The 16,033-nt window shown below is 70.8% G+C and carries 15 protein-coding genes; 5 read left to right on the top strand and 10 right to left on the bottom strand.

The annotated features are described in order from the left end of the window. Positions 1-15 precede the first annotated feature (15 nt). The gene (locus OHS59_RS04190; protein ID WP_328492024.1) at positions 16-360 is read right to left on the bottom strand and encodes a hypothetical protein; all 345 of its coding nucleotides are present in this window, start codon (positions 358-360) and stop codon (positions 16-18) included. 165 nt (positions 361-525) lie between these two features. Between OHS59_RS04190 and OHS59_RS04185 the strand changes: the two genes are divergently transcribed. Continuing rightward, a complete protein-coding gene (locus OHS59_RS04185) occupies positions 526-855 on the top strand; it encodes a hypothetical protein (RefSeq protein ID WP_328492023.1) in 330 nt (109 codons plus the stop codon). 30 nt (positions 856-885) lie between these two features. Here the strand turns inward: OHS59_RS04185 and meaB are convergent, their stop codons facing one another. The 4 genes from meaB to OHS59_RS04165 all read right to left on the bottom strand — a co-directional run bounded on the left by meaB (position 886) and on the right by OHS59_RS04165 (position 6,475). Next, positions 886-1,869, bottom strand: coding sequence for a methylmalonyl Co-A mutase-associated GTPase MeaB (gene meaB / locus OHS59_RS04180; RefSeq protein WP_328492022.1), 984 nt, complete (start codon positions 1,867-1,869; stop codon positions 886-888). Then, positions 1,866-4,052 carry a methylmalonyl-CoA mutase gene (gene scpA / locus OHS59_RS04175; protein WP_328492021.1) on the bottom strand — a complete coding sequence of 729 codons (2,187 nt, stop codon included), beginning with the start codon at positions 4,050-4,052 and terminating at the stop codon, positions 1,866-1,868. The genes meaB and scpA overlap by 4 nt, the downstream gene beginning before the upstream one ends. Continuing rightward, positions 4,052-5,860, bottom strand: coding sequence for a methylmalonyl-CoA mutase family protein (locus tag OHS59_RS04170; protein ID WP_328492020.1), 1,809 nt, complete (start codon positions 5,858-5,860; stop codon positions 4,052-4,054). The genes scpA and OHS59_RS04170 overlap by 1 nt, the downstream gene beginning before the upstream one ends. Before the next feature lie 219 nt (positions 5,861-6,079). Next, on the bottom strand, positions 6,080-6,475 hold the full coding sequence (locus OHS59_RS04165) for a ribonuclease domain-containing protein (protein ID WP_328492019.1): 396 nt from the start codon (positions 6,473-6,475) through the stop codon (positions 6,080-6,082). Positions 6,476-6,628: 153 nt separating this feature from the next. Between OHS59_RS04165 and OHS59_RS04160 the strand changes: the two genes are divergently transcribed. Further along, a complete protein-coding gene (locus OHS59_RS04160) occupies positions 6,629-8,212 on the top strand; it encodes an ADP-ribosylglycohydrolase family protein (protein ID WP_328492018.1) in 1,584 nt (527 codons plus the stop codon). A gap of 38 nt (positions 8,213-8,250) precedes the next feature. Here the strand turns inward: OHS59_RS04160 and OHS59_RS04155 are convergent, their stop codons facing one another. Both OHS59_RS04155 and OHS59_RS04150 read right to left on the bottom strand, forming a co-directional pair. After that, on the bottom strand, positions 8,251-9,429 hold the full coding sequence (locus tag OHS59_RS04155) for an FAD-dependent oxidoreductase (protein ID WP_328492017.1): 1,179 nt from the start codon (positions 9,427-9,429) through the stop codon (positions 8,251-8,253). Between the two features lie 38 nt (positions 9,430-9,467). Next, positions 9,468-10,205: a TetR/AcrR family transcriptional regulator gene (locus tag OHS59_RS04150; protein WP_328492016.1), complete on the bottom strand. Its 738-nt coding sequence runs from the start codon at positions 10,203-10,205 to the stop codon at positions 9,468-9,470. Between the two features lie 162 nt (positions 10,206-10,367). Here OHS59_RS04150 and OHS59_RS04145 point away from each other — a divergent pair, with 162 nt between their 5' ends. Continuing rightward, positions 10,368-11,084 carry a haloacid dehalogenase type II gene (locus OHS59_RS04145; RefSeq protein ID WP_328492015.1) on the top strand — a complete coding sequence of 239 codons (717 nt, stop codon included), beginning with the start codon at positions 10,368-10,370 and terminating at the stop codon, positions 11,082-11,084. A 49-nt stretch (positions 11,085-11,133) separates the two neighbouring features. Here OHS59_RS04145 and OHS59_RS04140 read toward each other — a convergent pair whose 3' ends face one another. Further along, positions 11,134-11,991 (bottom strand): GAF and ANTAR domain-containing protein, encoded by an 858-nt coding sequence (locus tag OHS59_RS04140; RefSeq protein ID WP_328492014.1) that lies wholly within the window; start codon positions 11,989-11,991, stop codon positions 11,134-11,136. Positions 11,992-12,264: 273 nt separating this feature from the next. Here OHS59_RS04140 and OHS59_RS04135 point away from each other — a divergent pair, with 273 nt between their 5' ends. After that, positions 12,265-13,224: an STM4015 family protein gene (locus tag OHS59_RS04135; protein WP_328499046.1), complete on the top strand. Its 960-nt coding sequence runs from the start codon at positions 12,265-12,267 to the stop codon at positions 13,222-13,224. A gap of 75 nt (positions 13,225-13,299) precedes the next feature. Next, on the top strand, positions 13,300-14,475 hold the full coding sequence (locus OHS59_RS04130) for a wHTH domain-containing protein (protein WP_328492013.1): 1,176 nt from the start codon (positions 13,300-13,302) through the stop codon (positions 14,473-14,475). Positions 14,476-14,484: 9 nt separating this feature from the next. Here OHS59_RS04130 and OHS59_RS04125 read toward each other — a convergent pair whose 3' ends face one another. Next, entirely contained in the window at positions 14,485-15,393 is a 909-nt protein-coding gene (locus OHS59_RS04125) for a GlxA family transcriptional regulator (RefSeq protein ID WP_328492012.1), read from the bottom strand. A 10-nt stretch (positions 15,394-15,403) separates the two neighbouring features. After that, positions 15,404-16,003 (bottom strand): cysteine hydrolase family protein, encoded by a 600-nt coding sequence (locus tag OHS59_RS04120; protein WP_328492011.1) that lies wholly within the window; start codon positions 16,001-16,003, stop codon positions 15,404-15,406. Positions 16,004-16,033: the final 30 nt, after the last annotated feature.

Raw genomic sequence — 16,033 nt, 5'->3', positions numbered from 1 at the left:
GGCGACGGCACCGGATCAGGCCATGGTCACCAGCGTCAGCGCGGCCAGTACGGTGATCGCGGCCACCGGGAGCATCACCGTCCGCGTCCGCTCCAGCCACGCGCGCACGCCCAGGGTGTCCAGCCACACGCGCAAGCCCACGGTGCCCAGCCAGGCGCGCACACGCCTGGTGCAGTGCCCGGTGCGCCACACGGACTCGGGTTCCGCCCGGACGGTTCCCGCGACGGAGCCGGAACCCGGGAAGCCGGGACCCAGGAGGATCCTGCACCAACGGCAGTCGCTCTCGTCGTCGAGCCGGGACCCGCCCGGCACTCGTGCGGCGAAGACCGTCGAACGCCCGTCCTCGTCACATGTCGTCATGCCACGTTCAACGAGGGGCCCCGCGACCGGCTACGCCCGTGCGCCGCATCGTGATGCGGTCGTCACCGGGCCCCAGGAGTGCCCGCCCGTCGGTGTGCGGTCCTCCGTGCACGGCCGCCACCTCCACCGCGTACCGTGGTGACATCACGACCGGAGGTCACACACATGTCCGCGCTACCGCACGAGCCGAGCTCAGAGGCATCCTCGGACCCGTACGAGTTCGAGTTCGCCGAAGGTCCGCAGACGCTCGCCGAGCTGCGCACCGCACTCGCGGAGATCAGCCCCGAACTGCTGACCGCTTTCGACGCCCGGCTCGACATGGCGACGTTCGGGTGGGACCACGACGAGGTCATCGCCAAGGCCCGTCGGACCGTGGCTTTCAAGAAGCGGGCCAAGGCGGCGGCCGCCGAGGCGGCAGCCCAGGAGGAAGCGGCCGGGGCGCAGCAGGTCGACGACCCGTGGGCCCACCTCGATGTCCGGGACAGCACCTCGTGACCGACTGACCCACCGACCGCCGCCGGACGTTCAGCGCCCCGGTTCGCCGAACGTCCGCAGAATCCGCTCGGCGGCGAGCGTGGCCGTCAACTCGCCGTCGCGCACCTGTTCTTCGAGCGCGGGCGCGAGCGCTCGTACGGCCGGATCGGCGTGCAGGCGGCCGAGCAGCTCGTCGCGGACCATGGTCCAGGTCCAGTCGACCTGCTGGTCGCGGCGCTTGGCGGCGAGCCGGCCGGTCGAGTCGAGCAGCGTGCGGTGCTGTTCGAGGCGTTCCCAGACGGTGTCGAGGCCGACCCCGTCGCGGGCACTGCAGCTCAGCACGGGCGGGGTCCAGGCCGCGTCCTTGCCGTGCATCAGCCGCAGGGCGCCCGCCAGCTCCCGTGCGGCGGCCTGCGCGTCGCGCTCGTGCGGGCCGTCCGCCTTGTTGACGGCGATGACGTCCGCCAGTTCAAGGACGCCCTTCTTGATGCCCTGGAGCTGGTCGCCGGTGCGGGCCAGTGTCAGCAGCAGGAAGGTGTCGACCATGTTCGCGACCGCGGTCTCCGACTGGCCGACGCCGACCGTCTCCACCAGCACCACGTCGTAGCCCGCCGCCTCCATGACGACGATCGACTCGCGGGTCGCCTTGGCCACCCCGCCGAGGGTTCCCGCGGTGGGGGAGGGGCGGATGAAGGCCGCCGGGTCGACGGCAAGGCGTTCCATCCGGGTCTTGTCGCCCAGGATCGAGCCGCCCGTACGGCTGGACGAGGGGTCCACGGCCAGCACCGCCACCCGGTGACCCAGCCCGGTCAGCATCGTGCCGAACGCGTCGATGAACGTCGACTTGCCGACACCCGGGACACCGCTGACGCCGATCCGCCGGGCCCGCCCGCTGTGCGGGAGCAGCTCGGTCAGCAACTCCTGCGCCAGCGAACGGTGCTGCGGCCGGGTGGACTCGACGAGCGTGATGGCGCGCGCGACCAGCGCCCGCTTCCCGTCGAGAACACCCTTGACGTAGGTGTCGAGTTCGATCACAGGTCGTGCCCGAGACCGGTCGACAGCCGCCGCACGAGGTCGTAGGCCGCCTCCGGGATCACCGTCCCGGGCGGGAACACGGCCGCCGCGCCCATCTCCAGCAGGGTCGGCACGTCCTGCGGCGGAATCACCCCGCCGACGACGACCATGATGTCGTCGCGGCCCTCCGCGGCCAGCTCCTCCCGCAGCGCCGGTACGAGGGTGAGGTGCCCGGCGGCAAGCGAGGAGACGCCCACGATGTGCACGTCCGCCTCCACCGCCTGGCGGGCCACCTCGCCCGGGGTCTGGAACAGCGGGCCGACGTCCACGTCGAAGCCGAGGTCGGCGAAGGCCGTGGCGATCACCTTCTGGCCGCGGTCGTGCCCGTCCTGGCCCATCTTGGCGACCAGGATGCGCGGGCGACGGCCCTCGGCCTCCTCGAAGGAGTCGACGAGCGACCGGGTGCGGTCCACGGACGGGGACTCCCCTGCTTCGTTGCGGTACACACCGGAGATCGTACGGATCTGGCCCGCGTGCCGCCCGTACACCTTCTCCAGGGCGTCGGAGATCTCCCCGACGGTCGCCTTGGCGCGTGCCGCGTTCACCGCCAGTTCGAGGAGGTTGCCCTCGCCGCCGGCCGCCCGGGTCAGGGCGTCGAGGGAGTCCTGGCACGCCGTCTCGTCCCGCTCCGCCCGCAGCCGCCGCAGCTTCTCGATCTGCTGGGTGCGTACGGAGGAGTTGTCGACGGTGAGGACGTCGATCTGCTCGTCGGTCTCGACGCGGTACTTGTTGACGCCGATCACCGGCTGGCGGCCGGAGTCGATCCGGGCCTGGGTGCGGGCCGCCGCCTCCTCAATGCGCAGCTTGGGGATGCCCGCGTCGATGGCCTTGGCCATACCGCCCGCCGCCTCGACCTCCTCGATGTGCTGCCAGGCCCGCCGGGCCAGGTCGTACGTGAGCTTCTCGACGTACGCGCTGCCGCCCCACGGGTCGATGACCCGGGTGGTGCCCGACTCCTGCTGGATCAGCAGCTGGGTGTTGCGGGCGATGCGCGCGGAGAAGTCGGTGGGCAGGGCGAGCGCCTCGTCGAGGGCGTTGGTGTGCAGCGACTGGGTGTGGCCCTGCGTCGCCGCCATCGCCTCGACACATGTGCGTGTCACGTTGTTGAACACGTCCTGCGCGGTGAGCGACCACCCGGAGGTCTGCGAATGGGTGCGCAGGGAGAGGGACTTGGCGTTCTGCGGGTCGAACTGCCTGACCAGCTTCGCCCACAGCAGGCGCGCCGCCCGCAACTTGGCGACCTCCATGAAGAAGTTCATGCCGATCGCCCAGAAGAAGGACAGCCGCGGCGCGAACGCGTCGACGTCCAGGCCCACTTCGCGGCCCGCCCGGATGTACTCGACGCCGTCGGCGAGGGTGTACGCCAGCTCCAGGTCGGCCGTCGCCCCGGCTTCCTGGATGTGATAGCCGGAGATGGAGATGGAGTTGTAGCGGGGCATCCGCTGCGAGGTGAAGGCGAAGATGTCGGAGATGATCCGCATCGACGGCTTCGGCGGATAGATGTAGGTGTTGCGGACCATGAACTCCTTGAGGATGTCGTTCTGGATGGTCCCGGCCAGCTTCTCCGGCGGTACGCCCTGCTCCTCCGCCGCCACGATGTACAGCGCGAGCACGGGCAGCACGGCGCCGTTCATCGTCATCGAGACGGACATCTTGTCCAGCGGGATGCCGTCGAACAGCTGACGCATGTCGAGGATGGAGTCGATGGCCACGCCCGCCATGCCGACGTCACCCGTCACCCGCGGGTGGTCGCTGTCGTAGCCGCGGTGGGTCGGCAGGTCGAAGGCGACCGACAGACCCTTCTGACCGGCGGCCAGGTTGCGGCGGTAGAAGGCGTTGGACTCCTCGGCCGTCGAGAACCCCGCGTACTGACGGATCGTCCAGGGCTGATTGACGTACATCGTGGGGTACGGCCCGCGCAGGTACGGCGCGACGCCCGGATAGGTCCCCAGGAAGTCCAGGCCCTCCAGGTCACGGCCGGTGTACAGCGGCTTGACCGCGATGCCCTCCGGGGTCTCCCAGAACGCCTCGTCGTCGCCGGTCGCCTTCTTGACGGCCCTGCGCCAGTCGTCGGCACCGGCGTCGATGCCGGAGCCGGTGGTCGGGGTCCCCAGCTGGATCCCGGAGAAGTCGGGGATTCCCATCAGGACACTCCCATGCGGTCGAGGGTGGCGGAGAGCACGGCGACGGCGTCGCAGCCCGCGAAGACGTACGCGTCGACATCCGTGTACTGCCCGGGCCGGCCGGCGAGGAACACGTGCCTGGCGCCTGCCGCTCGCAGGGCCCGGGCCGTGCTCGCGGCCTGCTCCTCGTACAGCGCGTCACTGGAACACAGACACGCCTCGGTGGCTCCGCTGTCCTCGAAGGAACCCTCGGTGACGGGCTCGATGCCGCCGGCCTGGAAGAGGTTCGAGACGAAGGAGGTCCGGGCGGTGTGCGCGGCGGCGGGGCCGATGGTGGCCAGGTAGACGCGCGGCCGGGTTCCGGTGGCGGCGAGATGCGCGTCGGAACGGGCCCGCAACACCTCGTACGCCTCGTCGCGGCGCACCCTCGGGAGCCCGCCGGACGACGGCTCCGGTACGGGCCGGCGCTCGGGGACGCGCTCGGTGAGGTTCGGGAACTCGCTGACCCCGGTGATGGGTTCACGCCGCTCGGCGAGCTTCGCGCTGCGCGCAGCCCAGGTCTCCGCCAGGTCCTGGCCGAGCCGGCTCGAGCGCAGGGCGGCCGCCTGACCGCCGAGGCCCTCGATGTGCTGGAAGAACTCCCAGCCCGCGTGGGCGAGTTCGTCGGTCAGCCGCTCCACGTACCAGGAGCCGCCCGCCGGGTCGATCACCCGTGCCAGATGCGACTCCTCGACCAGGATCGTCGAGGTGTTGCGGGCGATCCGGCGGGCGAACGCGTCCGGCAGCCCGAGGGCGTGGTCGAAGGGGAGCACGGTGACGGCGTCGGCGCCGCCCACTCCGGCGGCGAGCGTGGCGATGGTCGTGCGCAGCATGTTCACCCACGGATCGCGGCGCGACATCATCACCGGCGAGGTCACGGCGTGCTGCACCTGTGCCCCCGCCGCCGGCGCCCCGCACACCTCGGCGACCCGCGCCCAGAGCCGGCGGGCGGCGCGCAGCTTGGCGATGGTGAGGAACTGGTCGGCGGTGGCCGCGTATCGGAACTCCAGCTGTCCGCAGGCCTGTTCGGCGGAGAGTCCCGCCTCGGTCAGCTCCCGCAGATACGCGACACCGGTCGCCAGGGAAGCGCCCAGCTCCTGCGCGGCGGAGCCGCCCGCCTCGTGGTACGGCAACGCGTCCACGGTCAGGGCCCGCAGCCCCGGGTACTCCTCGGCGCACCGCTGTGCGAGAGCGGCGGCCGGTGCGAAGTCCAACGCCTCGCCGCTGCGCGCCTCGTGGCCCAGCGGGTCCGCGCCGAGACTGCCGCGTACCGCGTCCTTGGCGACTCCCCGCTCCTCGTACAGCCGCAGCAGCTCCCGCGCGGCCGGCTCGACGTCGCGTCCCGCGTCGAGGACGACGGGTGCCAGGTCGAGGTAGACACCTTCCAGGACCTGGGCGAGCGACGACACGGGGAAACCGCCCTCGCCGACGACCAGCCAGAGCGAGGAGACGCCGTTCTCCAGGTCCGCGAGGACCGCGGCGCCGTCGGCCGTCGTGTGCCGCTGGCGTACGCCCCAGCCGCCGACGGTGTTCCCGTCGGGCCGGGCGCCTCGTACGAAGGGCGCGAAGCCGGGGAAGCCGGGATCGGGAGCGTCGTCGTGCGCCGTGTACAGAGGACGGGTGGTGAGCCCGTCCTCCAGCGCGGTGGACAGGGCTGTCTCCGCCGTCTCGTCCGAGACAACCTTGCCCGACTTGCTCAGCACGCCCGCCACGAGGCGTCGCCACTGTTCATGTGTCGCGGAAGGAAACTCGGCGGCCAGCGAGAGCCCGTCGTTGGGCAGGACCGTCATGCTCGGATGCTAGGGCAGATTCCTTGAGTCACAGCAGAGGCCAGGCCTGTGACCTTGCCCTCGTGACTCCGGTGACCTCCGCCTCACCCGCCATGGACAGGGTGGGGAGGGCCGGGCGACGGGGGCCCCGTGGTGCGCTGCCGGACGCACCTCGCCCCGCGGCCGATGGGTGTGGGGGGTCCGCGGGGCGAGGGTTCTCGTACGAAGGTGGATCCGGGGTCAGCAGCTGTAGTTGACCAGCCTGAACGAGGCGTAGTGGTCGGACGTGTAGTAGTCCTCCCGGACTTTCTCACCGGTGACGATGCGACGGGCACCGCGCGTGGAGGAGCCGGGCGTGATCACCGTGTACTCGTGGTAGTAGCCGGTCGACTGGCCGGGCAGGATGCCTTCCCGGTTCTGGAAGACGCTGCCGTCCTGCGAGTAGGGGTAAGGACCGCCCTGCTCGATCAGGTCCAGCGTGTCGTGTGCCTGGGACGGCAGACTGCCGTAGCAGATGCTGCCGACCGCCGAGGCGGACGTGCCCGCGGCGTCGGCGGTCGCGGTGCCGCCGACGAGAAGAGCGGACAGAACGGCGGCTGCGGCGCCGATGCGAGTGATCCGTGGGGGGAATCTCATGCCTCCCATGATGACGCGCGTAGACGCTGACATGTCAATGACAACTACGAAGATTTTCACCGTCTCGTCCGATGAGTTTTCGGGGAGTTAACCTCGCGCGGCGCCGGCAATGGATGTGGCGCCGCGGCAGGCGTACTTGGCAGGATGAGCCGGATGTCCACCGATCTCCCCTTCCTCGACCCTTCCGCCGCCCGTTCCGCCACTTCGTCCGCTTCCGCAGCTTCCGCCGCTTCGTCGTCCATCTCCGATCGCTCCGATCTTTCCGCCCCCGGTCTCTCCGGTCTGTCCGGATCCTTCGGTCACCGCTCCGCCGCCCGTGATGCCCTGCGCGGTCTGGCGGTGGGTGACGCCTTCGGGGCCCAGTTCTTCGTGCCGGAGAATCTCCCCGGCCTGCGGGAGCGCCGGTTGGCCGCCGCGGAGTGGCCGTGGACGGACGACACGGAGATGGCCTGCTCGGTCTTCGAGGTACTGCGCCTGCGCGGCAGCGTGGACCAGTACGACCTCGCGCAGAGTTTCGCCCGCAGGCACGACTTCGACCGCGGTTACGGCCCGGCGATGAACCGGCTGCTGCGCCTGGTCCGGGAGGGCGGAAGCTGGCAGGAACTGGCCGCGGGACTGTTCGACGGTCAGGGGTCGTGGGGCAACGGGGCCGCGATGCGGGTGGCGCCCCTGGGGGCCTGGTTCGCCGTGGACCCGGCCGAGGCTGCCGCGCAGGCAGGCCGGCAGGCGCGGGTGACGCACACGCACCCGGAGGCCGTGGCCGGAGCCGTCGCGATCGCGGTGGCCGCGGCCTGTGCGGCGCGCGGGCGGGTACGGCCGGTGACCGGGGCCCAGTTGCTGGCCACGGTGGAGGAACTGACACCGGAGGGCCGGATCCGGTCGGGCGTGGCCGAGGCGCGGGAGCTGCTGAGCCAGCCGCATGCCGACTACGCGGCGCATCGGCTGGGCAACGGGCGGCGGGTGAGCGCGGCGGACACGGTGCCCTTCGCCCTGTGGTGCGCGGCCCGGCACCTGGAGGACTTCGAGGAGGCGTTGTGGGCGTGCGCGTCGGTGGGCGGGGACGTGGACACCACGTGCGCGATCGTCGGTGGGATCATCGCCGCGCGCGTGGGCACGGAGGGCATCCCCGCCGCGTGGCGGGCCGCGACCGAGGCGCTGCCGGAGTGGGTCGCGGAAGGCGAACTGGGCGAGGACCTCACCCGTACCGCACTGGGCGATGGCGTGACACCGTTGCGCAGGCCCGAGAGCATTCCGGCCCCGAAGCTGGTGTGGACGCCCGGGCAGTGGCAGCGCGTGCGGCACGGCGTGCGGTCACTGAACATGGACGAGAAGTGGGACGCGTATCTGGAGGGCGACCAGCTGCTGCTGCACCGGAGTTGGACCGGCGGTGCCGTTTTCCGGGTGACCGTGTCCGAGGATCCGGCCGGGTGGCGTCCGGTGGCCGCATGGGTCGAGTCGGACCCCGAGTTCTACCGCCGCGGCGGCGACGAGACGGAGAGCGCCTTCCTGGAACTCTTCCTGCGTGCCTGGTACATGGACGATACGCGACCTGAACTGTGGGAACGCTACAGCGGGTTGCGCCGCGCCGAGGCGGCGGGGGAGCAGGAACGCCAGGAGCCCACGCAGCCCACGCAGCCCACGCAGCCCACGCAGCCCACGCAGCCTACGGAGCCTACGGAGCCCACAGAGCCCACAGAGCCCATGGGGCCCACGGAGCCCGCAGGGCCGGTCGCCTGAGCCGGGCCGTGAGCCGCGCCGCGAGCCGCGCGGCGACCTCAGCCTGCGGCGTGCGGGTGTGAGGCGAACTGGTCGAGCAGGCCCTGCAAGGCGTTGTCGCCGAACATCAGCTCCAGGCCAGCGGCCGACTCGACTGCGGACGCCTCGCTGCGGGGGAACAGTTCCTCCTCGTACGCGCCGAGGGCGGACTCGGTGTCGCCGGCCCGGTCGGTGATCTCCTGGCCGAGCCGGGCGCCGTCGAGCATGGCGAGGTTGGCGCCCTCACCCGCGAAGGGGGACATCAGGTGCGCGGCATCGCCCAGCAGGGTGACGCCGGTGCGGTGGTCCCAGCGGTGGCCCACCGGCAGGGCGTGGATACGGCGCGGCACCGGGGGCTCGTCCGCGTCGGCGACCAGCGCGCGCAGGTCCTCGTGCCAGCCGTCGAAGTGGGTGAGGACTGCCTTCTTCGTCGCCTCCGGGTCGGTGAAGTCGATGCTGTCGAGCCAGCTCTCGGCCGTCTTGAGCGCGGTGTAGACGTGAATGCTGCCGTCGGCCTCGTTGTGGGCGAGGAAGGCCTTGTGGTCGCCGAGGCACATGAAGAACCCACTGCCGATCAGCTGCGCGCAGGCCGGGTGGCGGGTTGCGGCCTGGTGCAGATCGGTCTCGATGAAGGAGATCCCCGTGTAGGCGGGCAGGGCGTCCGAGACGAGGGGGCGGATGCGCGACCAGGCGCCGTCCGCGCCGACGAGCAGGTCGGTGGTGATCGTCGTGCCGTCCGCGAAGGCCACCTCGTGACGGCCGCTGCCCAGCGCCCGGGCGCCGGTCGCCCGCTTCCCCCAGCGGATCGTGTCCGCCGGAAGCGAGTTCAGCAGCAGGTCGCGCAACTGCCCGCGGTCCACTTCGGGGCGGGCGCCACTGCCGTCGTCCGCCTCCGCCAGACGCACCGTGCCCTGCGGGTCGACCAGGCGCATCGCCTCACCACCGGGATGGATCAGGGCGCGGAACTCCTCGTACAGGCCGGCGGTCCGAAGCGCGGCCTGGCCGGATCCCTCGTGGATGTCGAGCATGCCGCCCTGGCCGCGGACCGTGGCGGAGGCCTCCAGATCGAAGACGGCCGCCTCGATGCCGCCGACGTGCAGCACCCGGGCCAGAGTGAGACCGCCGAGGCCGCCGCCGATGATCGCGATCGGGTGGTGCGGGGTGGGGCGGGTGGGGCGGGTGGGGATGGTGTCGGTCATGGCTGCTCCTTGTGCTCGGGGCCGAGGAGGTGGGGACCTCAGCTGTCGGCGCTGTCGGCGCGGTCGGTGTCCGATGTCGGGGTGGGGGTGTGGGTGATGCCGTTGATGAGCATCCGGAAGCACCACGCCATGCGGTCCTCGGGTGACCCGGACAGGAGGCTTCCCGCCAGGGTGTGCAGGTGGGGGTGGGTTCGCGCGGGGGCACCGTGGACGGCGCGGGTCAGCGCGTCCCACTCGTCCGCGGTGTCGGGGGACTGGGAGCGGGTCGAGTGCTCGGCGGCCGTGGCGGTGGCGAACTGCAGCAGTACGTCCACGCCCCAGGCGGCCTGCGTACGCGGAACGCCACCCTCGTCCAGGATCGCCAGCAGCCGTTCCAGCAGTCGCAGGTAGTGCTCGCCGCTGGGGCGTGCGGTCAGGGCCGAGCGGGCCAGGCCCGGGTGCTCGAACAGGACGCCGGTGTAGGAGGTGAGCACCCGCACGAGCCTCGCGGCCCAGTCGCCCCCGCCTGCGCCCTTGTCCACCTCGGCGGGGTTCAGCTCGACCTCTCCGAGCAGCTCGTCCAGTACGGCCGCGTGCAGTTCGGCGGTGTTGGCCACGTACACGTACAGCGAGGCCGGGCCGGTGTCCAACTCCTGCGCAAGGCGCCGCATGGTGACCTTCTCCAGACCCTCCGCCCGCATCAGGGCGACTGCCGTCGCGACGATCCCGTCGCGGGTCAGCGCCGGTTTCGCCGGACGCTCCCGCCTGCTGGTCGATGTCCTGGGGCGCTCTGTCATGCTTCAAGCGTAACGAACATGTTCGTAGCAAACAAGTTCGTCACGAACATGTTCTTTGCTCGCCGAGGCGTACGTCACTGGCTTGACCGGTGACGAAATGCCGGACGACAATCCTCGAAAACCGGGAGCGCAGATGACAGAGGCAGTAGATGGGGGCAGCAGATGGCTGAGGCATACGACATCGAGGTTGTCGTCTTCGACGTCCTCGGGACGATGGTCGACGAGCCCGGCGGAATTCGGGCGGCCATCCGCGAGGCGGCGTCCGCGGTCGGAGACATGACGGTCGACGACGTGACGGTCGATGACGTCACGGTCGACCAACTGCTCGCCGTATGGCAGGAGCACGTCGAGCACGAGCAGCGGCGCATCGCGGAGAAGGACCGGGCGTACGCCAACAGCGAGATCATCGACCGTGAGGCCGCTCGACGCGTTGCCGACCGGCTCGGGCTCACCGACCCCGCGGCCTTCGAGCGACTGGCCACCGCGAGCCGACGCTCGAAGCCCTGGGAAGACTCCCTCGCCGGACTCGCGCGCCTCGCGCGTCGCTTTCCCGTACTGGGACTCTCCAACGCGGGCCGCGCGACTCTGCTCCGCCTCAACGCGTACGCCGGACTGCGCTGGCACCAGGCCCTGTCGGCGGAGGATGCCCGGGCCTGCAAGCCCGCACCGGAGGTCTACCGGCTCGCGCTCGACGCGGCGGGCTGTCCGGCGGAGCGTGTGCTGATGGTCGCCGCCCACGCGTGGGATCTCCGCGGAGCACAGGCGGTGGGAATGCGAACCGCCTATGTCCGGCGACCGGTCGGGGACCCACCGAACGCGACCGACACCTTCGACCTGCGGTCGGACAGCCTGGACGAACTGGTCGCCGGGCTGACATGACCGCGGGTCGGCAGGGCGGCAGGTGCGCGGGTCGGTTCAGTCGGTCCGGTCAATCCGGCTGGTCGCCCCGAGCGGTGGCGGTCGCGGCGGCATGGAGGTGTTCCAGGGCGTCCAGGACCATGGTGTGCCGGTGCCAGAGCAGCCAGCGGCCCACTTGTGTGCCGACGGATTCCAAGGCGGCGAGCCGCGCACGGGAGAAGTCGGTCAGGGGCAGTTCGTGATGGGTCGAGATGATGCCCACGACCCGGCTCCCGCGGCTGACCAGCGGCAGGCTGTGGGTGGCCCGGCTGCCCGCCTGCAGGATCGTGTGCCGGGACTGGTCGTCGAAGATGTCCGCGACCGCCACGTCCTTCACCGTGATCTGCTGGCCCTGTTCGGCGGCCTTCGCGCAGGACGTCGTGGAATCCCGAACGAAGGCGAAGAACTCGGTGAACTCCTGGTTCAGCCCGGTGTGTTTCTCCAGACGCAGCATCCCCTGCTCCGACAGCTGCACATTGCCCATGGTGGTCTCGGCGACGTGCAGTACGCGCCGCATCGCGCTGTTCAGCACCGCTCCGTGGCTGGTACGGCTCGACTCGTCCACGGCCAGGTTCGGGAGCGGCGGCGGACTGTAGCGGGTGCGGTGGGGGAACCACAGCTCGGCGCCCGTGTCGGGGCCCGCGGTGTGCAGTACGGCATCGGCCAGTGTGTGGAGCTTGATGTTGAACTGCTGTGAGGTCTGACGCAGCAGTTCGAACGCCTCCTGCTGTGAGGCGAGGTGGTAACGGTCGGTCAGTACTCGCTGAGCGTGGGCGACACCGATGTGTGCCAGACGTCGGTTGCGCTGCCCCAGCGTCTCACCCGTCTGCGGTGAGACGGCGGAACGAGAGGTGTTGCGGGGGAGTGGGTGAGGGGATTCCTGACTCACGGCACGGTCTTCCTTACAGCGGCTTGGGTGCGACGGAACACTCGCATGAGCCTCACGTGGAACGTGTGAAGGTCATGGAGGACGCGTGCCTATTTCCCAAGCACGGCCGCAACTTTACCTGGTTTCCGGGATGGCCTTCCGGGGTGGTTGTCACATGCGGTCGCCGAAGGTGGTGGTGAGAGGTGGTTGCCGGAGAAGGTTGTCAGAGGTGGCTGATAGAACACAGTGAACCGTTGCCGGGTTCGGAGTGACTGGAGCCACGTCTTGTCGTATGTGCACCACGTCGAGCAGTTCTACGGACTGCCGGCCCACACGTTCTCGCCGTACGTGGATCCGGCGGATCTGCCCGACCCGGGTTCGGTCGCCTGGCGCCTTGAGTGTGGGGAGTTGTCTCGCGAGGCCGACTACGGGACGCGTGTGAATGTCTACTGGGAGCGCTTCACCGAGTCGGTGGAGCTGGAGAAGGTGCGGGCACTGGTATTCGGCCAACCCTGGTACGACGGTGACGGCGGTCTCTCCGACGACGCCCTGCTCGGCCTCCGGTCCCGGCTGACGGGGCTCGAAGCGCTCTTCCTCGGGGATCTGGAGGACGAGCAGGCGATGATCTCCAGCATCTTCCTGGGGTCGGTCGCGCCCGTCCTGGAGGCGTTCCCCGGCCTTCGGGAGCTGGCCCTGCGCGGTGGAGAGGGCCTGGAGTTTCCCGAGACGGGCCACGCGCAACTCCGTACGCTGCGCGTCGAGTCCGGCGGGCTGCCCCCTGAGGCGGCGGCGCAGATCGCCGCTGCCGATCTGCCTTCGCTCCAGCGCCTGGACCTCTGGCTGGGCGACGACAACTACGGCGGTGGGACGACGGCCGAGGACCTGGCTCCCCTGCTCAGGGGTGAGAGGAAGCCCGCGCTGCGTCACCTCGGGCTGCAGAACAGTCCGATCCAGGACGAGCTGGCCGCCGCCCTGGCCTCCGCGCCCGTCGTGCCCCGGCTCACGTCTCTGAGTCTGGCACTGGGCATGCTCACCGACGAAGGCGCGGCATCCCTGTTGCAGGGCCAGCCGCTCACCCACCTGCGGGAACTGGACCTCTCCCACCACTTCCTCAGCCACGCCATGATGCTGCGGCTCTGGACGGAGCTGGAGCCGAAGGGCGTCCGGGTGGACCTGACCGCCCGGCAGGAGGACGACGGCGGCGATGAGGAATGGGGGCAGGAGCACGGGAGATACATCGCGGTCGGCGAGTGACCGCGGCAGCCGACCCCACCTCCTCTCCTCTGTCTCGTCCCGCCGTCCTGTCCACCGCCGTAGAAAGGCCGCACGATGTACCGCGCACCCGAGTCCCAGGACCCGGACGACCTCCGGGTCGCCAGTCGGCAACTCAATGGCCGCGTCCCCTGGTTGAGCCCTGACGAACAGGTGCCGTACGGGCATGTGCTGCACGCGGCCGCCGTGCTGAGATGCAAGCCCACGGCTGTCGTGACACGGCTGACCGCCCTGGGACACACCGACATCCAGCACCCCGAAGCTCCCCTGCCGGACGCCGTCGACCCGGACGACGTACCGCTGATCAGGGACACGAGCGCGGAGTACGGAGTCACCTGGCTCGATGTGGACAGGCCGGTGTCCCTGCGCCAGGTACTCGAATCGGCGGGACAGGCCGACCGGGGCCCCGCCGACGTCGCACGACGCCTGACCGCTCTCGGCTACCGGCTCGGTGGCGGTGACCGGCCGCTGCCCGAGTCCCCCCATCGCGGCGACCCGGTACTGATCAGCACCGGCCGCGGCAGCCACGGGAAGTGGCTCGACTGGGGCGACGAGATACGGGCGCACCAAGTGCTGGGATCGGCAAGGGAGTTGGCGTGCAGTCCGTACGCCGCCGCGATGCGGCTCGTGGCCCTCGGCATCCGGCTGCCGTTCACCCCTGACCCCTTGGACGAACTGCTCCTCAGGTCCTCCGGAGAACACGGGGCGCGCTGGCTGTACTGGGAACCACCTCTCGGGCACATTCTCGCTGTCGCACAGGAGCTGGGGCGCCCTCCGGTGGAGATCGCCGCCCGGCTGGAGGAACTGGGCTGCGTCCGATCGGTCGTCCCCGACTCCCCGGAGGCCGACGACCTCACCATCCTCAGCGAGCAACTGGACGGCCGCAGACCCTGGTTGGTGAAGAACACGGTCGTCGGGCTGTCGGTGGCCCACATCCTGCGCGCGGCCCTGGCCACGGGACGAAGTCCCTCGGACGTCGCCGGGCGGCTCGCGGAGCTGGGGCACTGGCTGCACGGGAACGCGAAGCTTCCGGCGGTCGCCGACGAGGCGGACATCCGGCTGCTGGCGACGGTCGACCGATCGTTCCTGGACGACGTGCACCTGGAGCACGTCCTGCGCAGCGCGAGCCTGACAGGGAGGAGCCCGGCGGACGTCGCGTCACGCCTGACCGCTCTCGGCCACCGACTGCCCGACGACGTGACCTACCCGCAGGTGCGGGGCTCCCTGACCTGACCGCCGGGATCAGGTCGTGCGGGCGCGCAGGCGCCGCAGCATACGGGGGTCCTCGAAGCCCACGGAGCGGGCAGCGGCGTCCATGGTCGCGCCGTGGCTGATGAGGTGCTGGGCGCGCTCAAGGCGGAGGGTCTGCTGATAGCGCAGGGGAGTGAGCCCCGTGGCGCCGCTGAAGAGACGGGTGAGGGTGCGTTCGCTGACGCCCACGGCGGAGGCCAGGGCGGGCAGGGGGAGCGGTTGGTCGAAACGGGCGTCGATGAGGTCCTGGGCCCGGTGCACGGTGTCGTCGAGGTGGGAACGGTGCCGGAGCATCATGCTCGACTGCGGTTCATGGCCGTTGCGCCGGGTGTAGACGACCATGTCCCGGGCCACCTGGGCGGCGACGGCCGGACCGTGCCGGGTCGCGATCAGGTGCAGGGCGAGATCGATGCCACTGGCGATGCCGGCCGAGGTCACCACCCGGTCGTCCGTGGTGAACAGGACGTCCCGGACGACCAGCGCCCGGGGATGGCGCAGCGCCAACTCGTCCTGTACGTCGTGGTGGGTCGTGCAGTGACGGCCGTCCAGCAGGCCGGCCCGGCCGAGCGCCTCGGCCCCGGCGCAGACGCTGGCTACCGTCCCGCCCCTGGTGTGGTGGTCCCGGAGGGCCTGCAGGGAGGCCGCACCGATGGCGGGGCTGTCGGCCAGCGTGCCTGCCCGCCAACCGGGCACCACGATCAGGTCCTCGGGCCCCAGTTCGGGCCAGTCGAGCCCGGCCACCAGCGGCAGCCCCTGCGCGGTGAGGACCTCGGGCCGCTCGGCGACGTAGGAGAGGGTGTACGGGTGCCCGAAGTCGGCGGCCGTGGAGAAGACCTGCGCGGGGCCGGCCAGATCCAGCAGATGGACCCCGGGCACGAGGAAGAAGACGATGTGACTCACGATCCGGTCATCATGCCTGATGTCCCGCCGCGGCCTCCAGCTCATCGACCGTCGCGATGGTGGCGAAGCGTCCCGCGAGGGCGTACACGGTGCGCTCGATGACCTCGTCGGCGGACAGCGTACGGGGGTCGGCCAGCAGGTCCGCGACGCTCTGATCGTCGGGGGCGTCGCGGTGCGGGATGGGGTTGGTCGCGGTCGCGTCGGTGACGAACGTGACCTGGTAACCGAGGTCGCTCGCGACGCGGGTGGTGGTCTCCACGCACTGCTCGGTGCGGATGCCGCAGACGACGAGTTCGCGGACACCGCGTTCGGTGAGCAACTGCTGGAGGTTGGTGGTGGTGAAGGCGTTGTGCGAGGTCTTGTGGATCAGCGGCTCACCGTCCGCCTGTTCCAGTTCCTCCATGAGCCGGACATGGCCGAGGGCCGGGTCGAAGACATCGCCGCTGCCGGGTTCGCAGTGCAGTACCCACACCACGGGATCCCCGGCCTGCCGGGCGAGCCGGACCAGCCGGTTCACCTGGTCGGCGATCTTCGGGTCGGAGATCGTCGCCCACAGCGGGCGGGCGCGGAAGGACTCCTGGACATCGATGACGATCAGTGCTCGGGTCATGCCCAGAGTCTGAGCCACGCGAGCGGGGTC

The organism is Streptomyces sp. NBC_00414 (assembly GCF_036038375.1).
Lineage (GTDB): Bacteria > Actinomycetota > Actinomycetes > Streptomycetales > Streptomycetaceae > Streptomyces.
The sequence above is the reverse complement of the archived record's forward strand: the minus strand, read 5'-3'. Positions and strand labels throughout refer to the sequence as shown.